Annotated in this window: 16 protein-coding genes; 13 read left to right on the top strand and 3 right to left on the bottom strand. The window is 49.9% G+C overall.

All coding sequences use genetic code 11. The annotated features are described in order from the left end of the window. Window positions 1-29 precede the first annotated feature (29 nt). Window positions 30-815, top strand: a complete 786-nt coding sequence (gene trmB / locus AC506A_RS20735; protein WP_495462918.1) for a tRNA (guanosine(46)-N7)-methyltransferase TrmB — start codon at window positions 30-32, stop codon at window positions 813-815. On the opposite strand, the gene AC506A_RS20730 is transcribed toward trmB, so the two are convergent. Further along, complete coding sequence (locus AC506A_RS20730) at window positions 734-1,291, bottom strand: phosphatase PAP2 family protein (protein WP_495462917.1); 558 nt, start codon at window positions 1,289-1,291, stop codon at window positions 734-736. The two genes, trmB and AC506A_RS20730, sit on opposite strands and share 82 nt — an antisense overlap. Before the next feature lie 128 nt (window positions 1,292-1,419). Next, window positions 1,420-1,614, bottom strand: coding sequence for a hypothetical protein (locus AC506A_RS20725; RefSeq protein ID WP_495462916.1), 195 nt, complete (start codon window positions 1,612-1,614; stop codon window positions 1,420-1,422). Here AC506A_RS20725 and AC506A_RS20720 point away from each other — a divergent pair. The 6 genes from AC506A_RS20720 (at window position 1,595) to AC506A_RS20695 (ending at window position 6,395) form a co-directional block, all read left to right on the top strand. Beyond that, entirely contained in the window at window positions 1,595-2,767 is a 1,173-nt protein-coding gene (locus tag AC506A_RS20720) for a glycosyltransferase family 4 protein (RefSeq protein ID WP_495462915.1), read from the top strand. The two genes, AC506A_RS20725 and AC506A_RS20720, sit on opposite strands and share 20 nt — an antisense overlap. Window positions 2,768-3,078: 311 nt before the next feature. Beyond that, window positions 3,079-4,317 carry a glycosyltransferase family 2 protein gene (locus tag AC506A_RS20715; protein WP_495462914.1) on the top strand — a complete coding sequence of 413 codons (1,239 nt, stop codon included), beginning with the start codon at window positions 3,079-3,081 and terminating at the stop codon, window positions 4,315-4,317. Between the two features lie 267 nt (window positions 4,318-4,584). Further along, window positions 4,585-5,127: a translation initiation factor IF-3 gene (gene infC, locus AC506A_RS20710; protein WP_495463113.1), complete on the top strand. Its 543-nt coding sequence runs from the start codon at window positions 4,585-4,587 to the stop codon at window positions 5,125-5,127. 23 nt (window positions 5,128-5,150) lie between these two features. Next, entirely contained in the window at window positions 5,151-5,354 is a 204-nt protein-coding gene (gene rpmI / locus AC506A_RS20705) for a 50S ribosomal protein L35 (protein WP_090576365.1), read from the top strand. A 47-nt stretch (window positions 5,355-5,401) separates the two neighbouring features. Beyond that, a complete protein-coding gene (rplT, locus tag AC506A_RS20700; protein WP_475781210.1) occupies window positions 5,402-5,761 on the top strand; it encodes a 50S ribosomal protein L20 in 360 nt (119 codons plus the stop codon). Between the two features lie 223 nt (window positions 5,762-5,984). Further along, entirely contained in the window at window positions 5,985-6,395 is a 411-nt protein-coding gene (locus AC506A_RS20695) for a hypothetical protein (protein WP_495462913.1), read from the top strand. A 25-nt stretch (window positions 6,396-6,420) separates the two neighbouring features. On the opposite strand, the gene AC506A_RS20690 is transcribed toward AC506A_RS20695, so the two are convergent. Further along, window positions 6,421-6,870: a GNAT family N-acetyltransferase gene (locus AC506A_RS20690; protein WP_495462912.1), complete on the bottom strand. Its 450-nt coding sequence runs from the start codon at window positions 6,868-6,870 to the stop codon at window positions 6,421-6,423. Window positions 6,871-7,389: 519 nt separating this feature from the next. Here AC506A_RS20690 and ilvB point away from each other — a divergent pair. From ilvB to AC506A_RS20660, 6 genes are all read left to right on the top strand, one after another. After that, window positions 7,390-9,135, top strand: coding sequence for a biosynthetic-type acetolactate synthase large subunit (gene ilvB / locus AC506A_RS20685; RefSeq protein WP_495462911.1), 1,746 nt, complete (start codon window positions 7,390-7,392; stop codon window positions 9,133-9,135). Then, on the top strand, window positions 9,132-9,620 hold the full coding sequence (gene ilvN / locus AC506A_RS20680; RefSeq protein WP_475781214.1) for an acetolactate synthase small subunit: 489 nt from the start codon (window positions 9,132-9,134) through the stop codon (window positions 9,618-9,620). The genes ilvB and ilvN overlap by 4 nt, the downstream gene beginning before the upstream one ends. 168 nt (window positions 9,621-9,788) lie before the next feature. Further along, a complete protein-coding gene (gene ilvC, locus AC506A_RS20675; RefSeq protein WP_495462910.1) occupies window positions 9,789-10,781 on the top strand; it encodes a ketol-acid reductoisomerase in 993 nt (330 codons plus the stop codon). A 186-nt stretch (window positions 10,782-10,967) separates the two neighbouring features. Next, window positions 10,968-12,512: a 2-isopropylmalate synthase gene (locus tag AC506A_RS20670; protein ID WP_495462909.1), complete on the top strand. Its 1,545-nt coding sequence runs from the start codon at window positions 10,968-10,970 to the stop codon at window positions 12,510-12,512. Window positions 12,513-12,810: 298 nt separating this feature from the next. Beyond that, window positions 12,811-14,175, top strand: coding sequence for a sensor histidine kinase (locus AC506A_RS20665; protein ID WP_495462908.1), 1,365 nt, complete (start codon window positions 12,811-12,813; stop codon window positions 14,173-14,175). Beyond that, entirely contained in the window at window positions 14,172-14,831 is a 660-nt protein-coding gene (locus AC506A_RS20660; protein WP_495462907.1) for a response regulator, read from the top strand. Before AC506A_RS20665 ends, AC506A_RS20660 begins: the two co-directional genes overlap by 4 nt. Window positions 14,832-14,881 lie beyond the last annotated feature (50 nt).

Here is a 14,881-nt window from a genome sequence, read left to right as displayed (position 1 = left end):
TGACCAAAAACGTGGAGGAATCAATTATTATGCGCCTTAGAGGAAGAAAAGGAATATTGGAGAGTTTGGAAGCACAACCGGAGCTTGTGGTGCTGGATGCAGCGCCTTATAAAGGACGCTGGCGTGAATTTTTCGGCAACGATAATCCGATCTATATTGAGCTTGGGATGGGGAAAGGCCGATTTATCAGCGATATGAGCGTTCGGAATCCTCATATTAATTTCATCGGCGTCGATATGTACGATGAGCTGATCCGCCGTGCAAGTGATAAAGCGCGGTTAGCATGGGAGAAGGAAGGCGTAACTCAGCCGCCAAACTTGGCGCTGCTGCGTGCCAATATTGAGGGCATCGAAGAGATGTTTGCGCCTGGGGAAGTGCAGCGCATCCACTTGAATTTCAGCGATCCATGGCCAAAAGCAAAGCACGGGCGCAGAAGACTGACGCACCCGCGCTTCGTGAAGAAGTACATGGAGATTCTAAACGAATATGGCGAGATTCATTTCAAGACCGATTCGCAGCTGCTATTCGAGTTCTCGCTCAACAGCTTTGCAGACATGGAGCTGCATATGCGCAATATATCGCTACATCTTCACAAAGAAACGCTGCGCGATGATCTTGTGCTGACGGAATATGAAGCCAAGTTCGTCGAGAAGGGCAACAATATTCACCGCGTCGAAGTTGTGATCGGCGAGAAGGCGATCGCGGCTCATAAAGAAGCGAAGCTGGTTGCCGCTCAGAAGAGTGACCAGGCTGCGGAAACGGACAGTGAGACAAACGAGCCAATTACCGCGCCTGCCGCGATATCAGAAGGATAATGGAGACCGAGATACATTCTTGACCAGCCGACGGATCCGCCAAGAATGATCGCTGCTGGCAGAATAATCGGTAACATGGCGGATTCCGCCAGAAGCCAAGGCAAGAGCCAAGCGCATATAGCCGTTGTGTGACCCGAAGGAAACGAGGAGTCGCGCAGCGGCTTTTTGCATACATGCACGCTGCTCAGTGCCTGATAGGGGCGGAGTCTGCTGAATTTACGTTTCATGATGGCAACTGGGATGTGACTGATAATCACGGCGGCAAAAGCTTGCCAGCCGGCTATTCCCCAAATGCCTGGTGCGGACAGTCCGCAAAGCAAAGCAGTCAGCAAGGTGAACGTTGCGCCGCCTGCATGGGTAATCGTCCCCAGCCATCCCCCTAATAACCGATTTACGGCTCTGTGCGCCGACCTGCGGTTTGCCCATAATAATAAGCGCTGCTCCTGTGTTAAAGCCCAGAACACGACATTGACCACTCGAATCCCCTCCAGGTTGTATGCAAATGTCACGCCTATTCTCCGGCTGCAAGTCACCAAGCACCTGCCGCCTGCAAATCAAGTATAGGTTGGAATTGTTTCTGCCGTATTAACGAATAAATAACCGATTATGAAGTAATTAGACGAATGCTGCATGTCCGATCCTTGGATCGTACATATAAACCATTCGTCTTCACGTACTCTTCATGCAGCATTGATACGCGAATAATACAAATCATGTAAACTGGCTCCACAAGCTGGCCGCGCATGTAAGGCGGTACTAGCGGATGGAGGCGATGTCCAATGCGTCTTGCTTTGTTCACGGATACTTACGCTCCTGAGGTTAACGGAGTGGCACGAACGCTTGAGCGGTGGGAGCACTACCTGCGCCGCCGCGATATTCCATGCCTTGTTTTCGCTCCTCAGCCTGCTGCTGCCACGCATGAAGAACCCATGGTCACTCGTTTTGCCAGCATGCCTTTCTTCCTCTACCCCGAATGCCGTCTTGCACTGCCGAATCCCATTCATATTCATCGCACTTTACAAGCGTTTCAGCCAACACTTATTCATGTAGCGACCCCGTTCAATCTTGGGCTTTGCGGTATTCATTATTCTCATAAACACCGAATACCGCTGGTTGCTTCCTATCATACACATTTTGACCGCTATTTGGCGTTTTACAATACCCGTTGGATGGTTAAGATGTTATGGAGGTATATGGAATGGTTTCATCAGGAATGCAGGTTCATTTTCGTACCCTCCGCATCGACGCTTCTTGAGCTGAAGGAACGGGGGTGGGATGAACATCGATTAGCTGTTTGGACACGGGGTATGGATACGAAGAGCTTTCATCCGAATGTGGATAAAGCCGCGCTGCTCGCGCAGTATCAAATTCCGAAGGATCGCTTCATCGTGCTTTATGTAGGCAGACTTGCACCTGAAAAAAACGTGGATTGCGCGATTGCCGCATTTGCAAAGTTTGAGCGAGAGGTGTGCAAAGATGCCATTTTCGTTATAGCTGGCGACGGTCCATCCATGACTACCTTGAAGCAACAAGCTGCACGGGAAGGGATTTCGGCTTGTTTTCTTGGATTTACAGCGATGCCGGCGCTTCAACAGTGGTATGCGGCAGCGGATGTCATGCTGTTTCCATCTCCTACGGAGACATTCGGCAATGTCGTATTGGAAGCGATGGCATGCGGCACGCCTGTCATATGTGCTGATACGGGAGGTGTGGTGGATACGGTTGTCCACGAGTGGAGCGGTTTAAGGTGCGAGGCTGGCAACGTGAACGCCTTCAGTGCTGCGCTGGAACGCATGTACCGTAACCCTGAGCTTCGCAAACGTTTCACAGCGAGAGGATTGGCGCACAGCCTCAGACAATCCTGGGATGCCATATTCGAAGAGCTTCTCATGAGATTCCAACAAGCGGAATCCGCCGTCCCGCGTTCATCAAATCGTCACACTAGGGGTTAATTAACATGAAACCTTTACCAGTTCTAATCGTTTATTGAAAAAGAAACATGTTTTTATCGTAAATGGATGAAAATAAGGGTGAAACGGACGAAAACAAGGTATCAGTCCCGTCAATACCCAATGCAAGCGCTTTTCTTCGACTTCTTGGCGGTTAAGCGGCGTTTTCTACTTTTGACAAAAGGGCACATTGTGTGGAAAATCAGTAGGGTTGCGGAATATAAAAAAAGATGTGCCGCGATTCACTGACAGCGAGATCAAACAAAACTAGAGAGAATATAAAAAATGGGGTCTCAAGGGGGTAGTAAAAAATAATGGTTAATACAATCATTATTATGTTTCAAATCTTTTTGGCATTTGTCGGCGTGTATCAATTCACTATTTCTCTGTTCGGAATTGTAAGGAAACGTAAGGAATTGAAGCACAAGCCGCAGAAATCATTTGCCGTGCTTGTCGCTGCGCACAATGAAGCACAGGTAGTCGGAGCGCTTGTTGAAAACTTGAAAAAGCTGGATTACCCAAAAGAACTATACGATATCTTCGTCATTTGCGACAACTGCACGGACAACACGGCAGAAATCGTCCGCAGCTATGGCGTGCAGGCATGTGAGCGGAAGAATCCGCATCTGCGCGGCAAAGGCCATGCGATCGAATGGATGCTGAAGGAATTGTGGGCAATGCCCCGTCAGTATGATGCCATCGTGATGTTCGACGCAGATAACCTGGTCGGCAATGACTTCTTGATTCATATGAACAATGATCTATGCGAAGGCCACAAGGTCATCCAAGGCTATTTGGATACGAAGAACCCAACGGATTCTTGGGTTACGGCTTCTTATGCGATCACATACTGGTATTGCAACCGGTTGTGGCAGCTGTCCCGCAGAAACTTGAACATGGCCAACTATCTTGGCGGCACGGGCATGTGCTTTGATACCGCGCTCATGAAGGAAATGGGCTGGGGTGCAACAAGTCTCGTTGAAGATTTGGAGTTCTCGATGCGCTGCGTGAAACGCGGCATTCATCCGGTTTTGAATTATGATGCGAAAGTGTACGACGAGAAGCCGCTTAGCTTCAAAGCTTCTTCCAGACAGCGTCTGCGCTGGATGCAAGGTCACTTTACCGTAGCTCGCAGTTATTTCTTCCCGCTGCTGTGGGCAAGTATTAAAGAGCGCAGCTTCGTGAAGTTTGATGCGGCGCTGTACTCCATCTCGGTATACAACACGTTTATCGGCTTCTTGGTTACAGCATTGCTGTGGATGGATAATGTCATCCCGGCGAAGAATGCTTTTTCATCCATTTACTATTACTTGCCGTATTGGGTAGCTGGTGTTGCAATTCTTGCTACAGTAGTGATGTTCCCACTCGTTATGATGCTTGAAGGCATTCGTTCATGGCGCATGTACGGACATCTGTTCTCGATGGTGTTCTTCCAGCTTTCCTGGCTGCCGATTACTTGCTACGCGTTCTTCACGCAAAACAACAAGCAATGGAGTCATACGCAGCATACGCGTGTGCTTCGCTTGGAAGAAGTGCAGAGCAAACAGGTCTAGTGTACTTTCAGTCAGCTCCGTCAATCGAAGCTTGACAGTCCTGAATTGGCTGTGCTATAGTATTTCAGTAACATGTCTTACAGAAACTCAAACATGTATACGCACAAGTAGAGGCACCCGCTTCTCACCTACTCGGCGATGGCCGAATGGTTCGCGATCGATGATTGGAACAGGCTTCAGCTTAACAGCTGCGTGAACAGCCAACAATCTTGATTATTGGAATGCGGGTCCCGAGCGGATCCGCATTTTTTGATTTTTGCTTGCGTGATTCATAATTTATGGAGGTGGCAGGTTATTAGCAGGGAACATCAAATCAACGATGAAATTCGGGCCAGAGAAGTGCGTGTAGTCGGTGCTGAAGGCGAACAACTAGGCATCAAGCTTTTCCGCGAGGCACTGCAATTGGCAATCGATTTGAACTTGGACCTAGTGAACGTTGCACCGACAGCGAAACCGCCGGTGTGCCGGATTATGGACTATGGCAAATTCCGTTATGAGCAGCAAAAGAAAGAAAAAGAAGCTCGCAAGAATCAGAAGATTGTAGACACGAAGGAAGTTTGGTTCCGTGCTAACATCGACGAGAACGATTACCAAACTAAATTCCGCAATGTTGTAAAGTTTCTGGGTGAAGGCGATAAAGTGAAATGTTCGGTTCGTTTCCGCGGACGTGAAATTACACATGCTTCTGTAGGTCAGAAGATTCTTGATCGGCTTGCAACAGAGGTTGCTGATCTGTGCGTCATGGAGCGTGTTCCTAAACTTGAGGGCCGCAGTATGATTATGATTTTGGCACCGAAACAGACTAACTAACATTCTTTGAGGAGGAACACCCCATGCCTAAAATGAAAACTCACAGCAGTTTGAAAGATCGTTTCAAAATCACTGGCACTGGCAAAGTAATTCGTTACAAAGCTTACAAAAACCACCTTCTTTCCGGCAAATCGTCCCGTCAGAAGCGTGTACTGAACACTCAACCAAACTTGGCTAAAGGCGATTTCAAACGTCTGCAACAAGGCCTTGCAAACATCAAAGGTTAATTAGATCGATCTAATTCGTATAACTATTACTCGGGAGGTTTCTACTCATGGCAAGAGTTAAAGGCGGATTCGTCCGCGCACGTCGTCGTAAAAGAATTTTGAAGCTAGCAAAAGGTTATTTCGGTTCAAAGCATCGCCTGTTTAAAACAGCGAAAGAGCAAGTAATGAAATCTTTGCTTTATGCTTACCGTGACCGTCGTCAACACAAACGTGACATCCGCAAACTGTGGATCGTTCGTATCAATGCAGCAGCTCGTCTGAATGGCCTGTCATACAGCAAATTCATGTACGGTTTGAAGCTTGCGGGTATCGAAGTAAACCGCAAAATGCTTGCTGATCTTGCAGTTAACGACATCAACTCGTTCAACACTTTTGCAAACCTTGCAAAGCAAAAAGTAAACGCGTAGTCTACGGATTACCGTTTTAACGATAAAGCGCCCTTCCGCTCAGCGGGAGGGCGCTTTTTATTTGTTTTAATCTATATGGACAGCGGTACAATCGCATTCTGATGCTAGTGAATAGAGTATAGGACAACGCCGTTTATACTTCCGAGATAAATATCCTCTATGAGCATTTGTCGGCGGAGGCAAATCACATGCATTGTAAGCTATGTTGAGGAGGGAAATCCTTATGCAACGCGTTACGAAAGAACAAGTTCAGAAGATGGTCGGCAAAACGGTCTATGCGGTTCGCAAAGACGGTTCTGTCGTCACTGGTAAACTCGTTCGCGCCCATCAAAATCAATTGCAGCTCATGCCGCTTAGCAACGGCAAAGAGGTTCAGACAAGAGCGATCATAGCACTTGTATTATTCGATCTGCTTGCGATCGGCTTATTCGCCGGCGGAGGCTTTGGCTGGGGCGGAGGCTTCGGCGGACCAGGCTTCGGTGGACCAGGCTTTGGTGGACCAGGCTACGGCGGACCAGGCTTTGGTGGACCAGGCTTCGGTGGACCAGGTTTCGGTGGACCGGGCTTCGGTGGCCCGGGAGGCGGCTGCGATTGCCAGCCGATTGCCGGTTATAATAACACCCCGTACTACTAATCGCATCCATGGCAGAATAAGCGAACTAGGTTAATAATGATTTAACCATCTCGTAGCAGCGAACCTGATGAATGAAACGGACGGTCTGATAGCCCAGCCTCGAATAGAGACGCTGGGCTTTTGGATTTCCATGATCGACAAACAATCTGGCGAAGCTGCAGCCCTTTTCTTTGGCGCTTGTTTCCGCTTTGGCTATGAGAAGCGTGCCGATTTGTTTGCCGCGATGCTGAGGATGGACGACGAGCATGTCGAAGAGGAGCGTGTCGCCCCGCGTATAGTAATGGATGAATCCAAGCGGTATGCTTCTTTTGGACCGTGAGTAAACAAGCGAGACACCGTCGCTTAGACGTCTGGGCAGCTCGCGAATCGTCTGGGCATCATTTGGCGAAGCTGTATAAGAGAGCGGTATGAGCTCCTTCTTGATTAAACGGATGATCTCCTCGTCATCCGTGCGTGCTCGCCTTGCTCGAATCATAGGGCATCCTGCTTTCTTAGGTGCATGATTCTTCATCTTATGTTGCAAATAGCGGCGAGGCGCGCCTAAGAATCGCGTATACATAACTTTTTATAATTATGCTGGTGCAAGTCCTTGACGAATGAAATTGTGGAGCATATAATAAACGATAAGCTAATAAGTAAACGGCTATGAAGAGGACGAAGTGTTAAGGGCTCTTTTGCTCCAGAGAGCGATCGGATCTGCTGAAACCGACGCCAATACCCCTTTCCAACGAGCTCACCTCGGAGCTGTTTCCCTGAAAAGATCGATAAGATCGTATTAGGGGAAATCGTAAGGCACACGTTATTGTGCCAAGGTAATGAACGATGGTTCGTTCTTACCTCATGAGGTTATGCGCTGTGAGGCGTATAACATATTTGGGTGGTACCACGGAAGCTAAACCTTTCGTCCCTGGACGCAATAGACGTCTGGGAACGAAAGGTTTTTTTGTTTTTCTAATATTCCAACTCGTTTCACCTAGGAAGGGAGGACGACTTAATGGTCGCTCAACATGCAACGTTAAGGTCAAAAGAAGAAATTAAGGAAAACCTGAGAAAACCGGAGGTTATTACCGGCTCAGAAATTTTGCTTCGCAGCTTGGTGCTCGAGGATGTGGAGTGTGTGTTCGGCTATCCAGGCGGAGCTGTGTTGTACATTTATGATGCCATGCACGGATTTTCGGATTTTCAGCATCTGCTGACCCGTCACGAGCAAGGCGCCATTCATGCGGCCGACGGCTATGCGCGGGCTAGCGGAAAAGTTGGCGTATGTATCGCAACATCAGGACCGGGAGCTACGAATCTCGTCACAGGAATCGCAACTGCGTATATGGACTCGGTGCCGCTTGTCGTCATTACCGGCAACGTAGCGACTACACTTATCGGTACGGATGCTTTCCAAGAGGCTGACATTACCGGCATTACAATGCCGATTACGAAACATAGCTATCTGGTGCGCAAGGCTGCTGATTTGCCTCGTATCATTCATGAAGCGTTCCACATCGCCAATACCGGCCGTAAAGGTCCAGTATTGATCGATATTCCGAAGGATGTTTCCGCCGAGCTTGCTATGTTCGAGCCGGTAACGGAAGTTAGCATCCGCGGCTACAACCCAACGGTTACGCCGAATAAACTGCAAGTTGAGAAAATGATTAAAGCGATCACGGAAGCTGAACGTCCGATCGTATTGGCAGGCGGCGGCGTTGTGTACTCCGGTGGTCATGAGGAATTGCTCGAGTTCATTACGAAATCGGGTATTCCAATTACGACGACATTGCTCGGACTAGGCGCATTCCCAAGCGGTAACGAGCTATGGCTCGGTATGCCGGGCATGCATGGTACCTACACAGCTAATACAGCCATTCAATCGGCGGATTTGCTAATCAATATCGGTGCTCGCTTCGACGACCGCGTAACGGGCAAATTGTCCGGCTTCGCTCCGCTGGCGAAGATCGTCCACATCGATATCGATCCGGCGGAAATCGGTAAGAACGTTCCGACGGACATTCCGATTGTTGGTGATGTGAAGACTGTTCTTCAAATCGCAAACAAAGAAGTGAAATATGCGGAGAAAGCTGATGCATGGCGTGCGAAGCTTGCAGCTTCCTGTAAGGAAGTACCGTACAGCTATACAGATTCCGATACAGAATTGAAACCGCAATGGGTTATCGAAATGCTCTACGAAGAGTCGAAGGGTGAAGCGATTGTAACGACTGACGTTGGCCAGCACCAAATGTGGGCAGCACAGTACTATAAGTTTAATCAGCCGCGCTCGTGGGTGACTTCCGGCGGACTCGGTACGATGGGATTTGGTTTCCCGTCGGCAATCGGTGCCCAAATGGCGAACCCGGACCGTTTGGTTATCTCCATTAACGGTGACGGCGGGATGCAGATGTGTGCGCAGGAACTTGCCATTTGCGCGATCAACAACATTCCGGTTAAAGTCGTTATTATCAACAATCAGGTACTCGGCATGGTACGTCAGTGGCAAGAGTTGATCTATGACAATCGTTACAGCCACATCGATCTTTCCGGCAGCCCTGATTTTGTGAAATTGGCTGATGCTTACGGCGTTCGTGGATTCCGCGCTTCTAATAAAGAAGATGCACGTGCTGTATGGCAAGAAGCCATGAATCATCCGGGACCGGCAGTAGTGGAGTTTGTCGTTCGTAAACATGAGAATGTGTATCCAATGGTTACACAAGGCTCCACAATTGACCAAATGCTAATGGGGGATTCTGAATGATGAAGAGACATACGGTAGCAGTTCTCGTAAACGATCAGCCAGGCGTCCTCCAGCGCGTTTCCGGTTTGTTTGGACGCCGCGGCTTCAATATTGAAAGCATTACGGTTGGGACGAGCGAAGAAACCGGCTTGTCCCGCATGGTCATCGTCACAACCGGCGATGACAAGATGCTTGAGCAAGTCATCAAGCAGCTGTACAAGCTCATCGACGTTATTAAAGTCGTTGATTTAAGCGCCAATCCGATGGTTGGCCGTGAGCTTGCGCTTATTAAAGTAAGTGCGGAACCAACGTCCCGTCCTGAAATTCTCGGCGTAGTCGAAACGTTCCGTGCCGCTGTTGTCGATATCGGCACAACGTCGCTGATGGTGCAAGTAGTAGGCGATACGGAAAAAATCGATGCAATGATCGAACTGCTGAAGCCATATGGCATTCGCGAACTGTCTCGTACAGGCGTAACGGCGATGATCCGCGGAAACGCTAGATAACTAGATCATAGGTAACCTAAGCATGTAAAGCTTCAAGCCCGTCCAAAATTCAGGTCAACACCGCTTTTGGGCGGGGGTTAGAGTGAGGGAACCAGCATTGTGTTCGCTTGATTAGTCCCTTCTGTAACACCCGCTCAAAAGGGTTAAATTAAAGGAGGCAACATTCACATGGCAGTTACATTGTACTATGAGAAAGATGCAGACCAAAGCGTTCTGCAAAGCAAAACAATCGCAGTTATCGGTTACGGTTCCCAAGGTCATGCTCAAGCACAAAACCTTCGCGACAGCGGTCTGAAAGTAATTATCGGCCTTCGCGCTGGTAAATCTGCTGAGAAAGCTAAAAACGACGGCTTTGAAGTATTGTCCGTTGCCGAAGCTGTAAAACTTGCTGATGTTGTACAAATCTTGATGCCTGACGAAACGCAAGCACGCGTTTACAAAGAAGAAATCGAGCCGAACCTGAAACAAGGCGCAGCTTTGATGTTCTCCCACGGCTTCAACGTTCACTTTGGTCAAATCAAACCTCGTAAAGACACAGATGTATTGCTAGTTGCTCCTAAGTCCCCGGGCCACATGGTTCGTCGTACTTATGTTGAAGGCTTTGGCGTACCTGGTCTTATCGCGATCGAGCAAGATGCAACCGGCAACGCAAAAGCAATCGGTCTTGCATACGCAAAAGGTATCGGCTGTACACGTGCAGGCGTTATCGAAACTTCGTTCCGCGAAGAAACAGAAACAGATCTGTTCGGCGAGCAAGCAGTACTTTGCGGCGGCGCAACTGCACTTGTTAAAGCAGGTTTCGAAACGCTTGTTGAAGCAGGCTATGCTCCGGAAATGGCTTACTTCGAGTGTCTGCATGAGCTGAAGCTTATCGTTGACCTGATGTATGAAGGCGGCCTTTCCACAATGCGTGATTCCATCTCCAACACAGCTGAATACGGCGACTATGTAACAGGTCCTCGCATTGTAACTGACGAGACGAAGAAAGCTATGAAAGCCGTTCTTACAGATATCCAACAAGGTAAATTCGCTCGCGATTTCATCTTGGAAAACCAATCCAACAATGCATTCATGACGGCAACTCGCCGTAACGAAGCTCAACACCCAATCGAAGTGGTTGGCGGTCAACTTCGTGAATTGATGCACTGGATCAAGAAATAATAAGGCATTATCCCCGTAACCGGTTATGCAGATTGGTTTGACTTCCAGGTTCTTGGGAGGCAGCATTCTGCGGTTGAATGTATAAATATGCATACCCGGATAAAGTGACCGGTCCCTGCGTCTCCTACTGGAGGCGTCAGGGCCGTTTCGCTATCCGGGATTATTCTTGAGTCCGAGGTGTAGCTAATGCGTAAAATTTATATTTTCGATACGACGCTTCGTGACGGCGAGCAATCTCCGGGCGTTAACCTCAACACGAAGGAAAAGGTTGAGATTGCGTACCAGTTGGAGAAGCTTGGCGTCGATCGGATCGAAGCCGGCTTCCCGGCTGCGTCCCCGGGCGATCTTGCAGCGGTTAATGCCGTTGCGCGTGCCGTCAAGAATGCTTCTGTCATCGGCCTGGCGCGTTCTCGCGAACAGGACATCGATGCGGTTGTTGAAGCGCTGAAAGGCGCTCAAGATCCATGCCTGCATCTGTTCCTTGCGACGAGCCCAATCCACCGTAAGCACAAGCTGCGTATGGAGAAGGATCAAGTACTGGAGACAGCAGAGCGTGCGATCCGTTATGCGAAGCAATATTTTAGCAAAATCGAATTCTCGCCTGAGGATGCGGGCCGTACGGAGCTTGATTTCTTGTGTCAAGTAACGGACATGGCGATTCGCGCAGGCGCAACGGTTGTTAATATTCCGGATACGGTTGGCTACATGAACCCGTCCGAGTATGGTCATATCTTCAAGACGCTCAAGGAGCAGGTGCCGGGCATCGAGAAAATTCAGCTTAGCGCACACTGTCACGACGATCTTGGCATGGCGACAGCCAATGCACTGGCAGCGATTCTAAACGGTGCGGATCAAATCGAGGGTACGATCAACGGAATCGGCGAACGCGCCGGTAACACGGCACTCGAAGAGATCGCGATGGCACTTGCTACGCGTGCGGATTACTTCGGTGCGACAACGACGCTCAACCTGAAGGAAATTGCAAAAACAAGCCGTCTCGTGAGCAAACTGACGGGCATGGTTGTCCCTGGCAACAAGGCCATCGTAGGCGCGAATGCGTTTGCGCATGAGTCTGGTATCCATCAGGATGGCATGTTGAAAGAGAAAACGACATACGAAATCATCTCTCCGGATTCAATCGGTCTGCGTGATTCCAAGCTTGTGCTTGGCAAGCATTCGGGACGCGCTGCGTTCCGTGAGAAGCTGATTGACCTAGGCTACGAGCTTGACGACGAAGCCGTAAACACGGCTTTCGCGAAATTCAAAGACTTGGCAGACAAGAAGAAAAACGTCATGGACGAGGATATTCGCGCCATGCTGGAAGAGAAACTCACCGATACGCCTGAAGTGTATTCGCTTGAGACGATCCAAGTCAGCTATGGCAACAAGTCAGTTCCAAGTGCAACGATCCGTGTTCGCACTGCTGAAGGCGAAGTGAAGGAGCAATCGGCAGAAGGCAACGGTTCTGTTGATGCGATTTACAACGCGATTGATGCGCTGACAACAGAAACGGTAGAGCTGGAGGACTACTCCATCAAATCCGTTTCGCAAGGTAAAGATGCGCTTGGCGAGGTGCATGTTGTGCTGAAGCAAGATGAAGTATCCGCTCAAGGCCGCGGCCTTAGCACGGATATTTTGGAAGCGAGCGCACGTGCTTACATCGACGCATTGAATCGTCTCGTGGAGAAGCGGAAGTCCCCGGGCAGACGCGACAAAATGAGCTTGATCTAGTGAAACGAACGCTCCGGCGGCCAATTATGGCTGCCAGGGCGTTTTTTTGTGGTTACTGGATGGGGGAGAATGAAAACCTTGCCACGGAGCAGCAGGGGGTTAATCTGGCGGTGACTGCGTTTAGTCGATTTCGTGCCCGTTGCTTACTGTCGCTGAATGCTGCATGTCCAATCTCGATTGTACACGCAAACCAATCAGCTTCGGCCATGTTATAATATAGAAAAAATCGACATTCGTGGTCGCTTCGGGTCTGTGACCGGAGATGCGAGCGCCGTGCCGATTGGGGGAACGTTATCAGATGCTGTTCGTGTGGATTGTGCTTTGGATTACGGCGGTGCTGCTTGTTACGGCAAACCGGCGAAATGCCGCTGGCCGCTGGCTCAGCTTAGTTGCCTTCTGCGGTGGGATGGGAGCGCTGGCATCCGTTCTGGAAGGTTGGATCACTACGATGCTGGCTAATCAAGATATCGATGCATCAGGCGAGCATGTGCTGCGGATTATCCAGCGCACCTGTTCATGGACAAGCTACTATGGATTGCCTTACGGATTTCTATGCTTCGGGACAGCCTATAATTCGGACCGAATACCGCCTGCGCTCTCTCGTAGATTTCCAGCAGTGGCAGCTATACTACCCCTTGGGATGCTTGCGCTGCCTATAGCAGAGTCGTATCCTGTGCATTTCAAAATACTCGCCATTTGGGCGATCCCATATTTTATCATCGGCGCGATCCTGCTGCTGACCAAGTCGCATGTGCATCCGGCGGAGCGCCGAGCTCATGCCGTACTGTTAATCGCTGTGCTGCCTGCTGTTCTGATCGCGCTGACGATGAATTTCATTATGCCGCTCTTCGGCCTATATGGACTCTGGCGCTATAATGTATGGCCGATTAGCATTGCTTTCGTCATCTTTATCTTTGCCCTGTTTAATTTCGGTTTTCTAGGTGTTCAGCTGCTCATTGAGCGCAAGCAATTGAATTACTCGCTGCGGGCGATTACAAGCGGCACGGCGATGCTGAATCATGCGATCAAGAATGACATCGGGAAAATCAAACTGTTTACCGATAAAATGAACCGCGAAGCAGGAGCGAATGAGGAGCTGCGCAGCGATCTGAGCGTCATCAGCACAGCGGCCGGACATATTGAAGCGATGATTCGCAGCGTGCATGAGCGGACGCAGGAGCTGCGTCTGCAGCTGCGGGAGGTTCACCTGACGGAGCTGGTGCGCGATCAGCTGGCGATGCTTGAGGAGCAAACAAGCAGCCGAGACATAGGCATAACCGTGCACTACGACGAGCAGGCAACAGCAGTAGCTGATGCAGAACAAACGTCGGAAGCGATTCATAATGTGCTGCAAAATGCAATTGATGCGATGCCAGGCGGTGGGAGCTTAACCGTCACTGTAATCGGCGGCAAACGCGGCAGCACAATTGAGATTAGCGATACAGGTGCAGGTATTGAGCGCTCGCATCTGAGGAAAGTCATTGAGCCGTTCTTCACGACGAAGAGCGGCAAATCGATGAATTTCGGACTGGGATTGGCATACTGCGCTCAACTGATGAGCCGCCAGGGCGGGGAGCTTCGGATCAGCAGCGAGGCGGGAGTCGGCACAGTGGTGCGGTTTCATTTTAAAGCGGTCAAACGGGTTAAAGGAGCAGAGAGATGAGCGAGAGAGCGATTTCGATTGTATTGGTCGAGGATGATCCGGACTGGCGCAGAGGATTGATCGCCTATTTAAATGGTGAGCCTGATATGGAGGTAGTCGGTGAGGCTGATCACGCGGATGCGGCACTCGCTGTTGTGGCGGATAGGAATCCGGATGTCATTCTGCTTGATATCATGCTGGCTGACAGTCCGGAGGGCTTACGGCTGGCAGCAGAGCTGTCTGTCGCGTCACATGCGCGCGTTATTATGCTTACCTCGATGGAGGATCGTGCTTTTGTCGTGGAGGCGTTCCGAGCAGGGGCAGTTAATTACTTGGTGAAATCGGACTTTACTTCGATTCCGAGTGCGGTGCGCAAGGCGGCTGAGGATCGATCGGCAATCGACGGCTCTGCGGCAAGGCTGATGCTGGAGGAGTTCAGGCGGCTCAAGAAGCTCGAACGCGAGTATGAAACGGATAAATTCAAACGGATGCTGACGCCATCGGAGGTGCAGCTGCTGTCGATGATTCACGAAGGCTACAGTCAGACGCAAATTGCAGAGAAATCCTTCCTCTCGCTGCGTACGGTCAAGAACCATGTGAATAACATCCTGCGCAAGCTCGGCGGCAAGAGCAGCAAAGAAGCGGCGCAGCGAGCGAAAGACAACGAATTATTTTGAGTTGGAAGCTGATTGGTTTGCGTGTGCAATCGAGATTGGACATGCAGCAT

It is taken from the genome of Paenibacillus sp. N22P23 (genome assembly GCF_059383735.1).
This window is presented reverse-complemented; position numbering and strand designations above follow the sequence as displayed.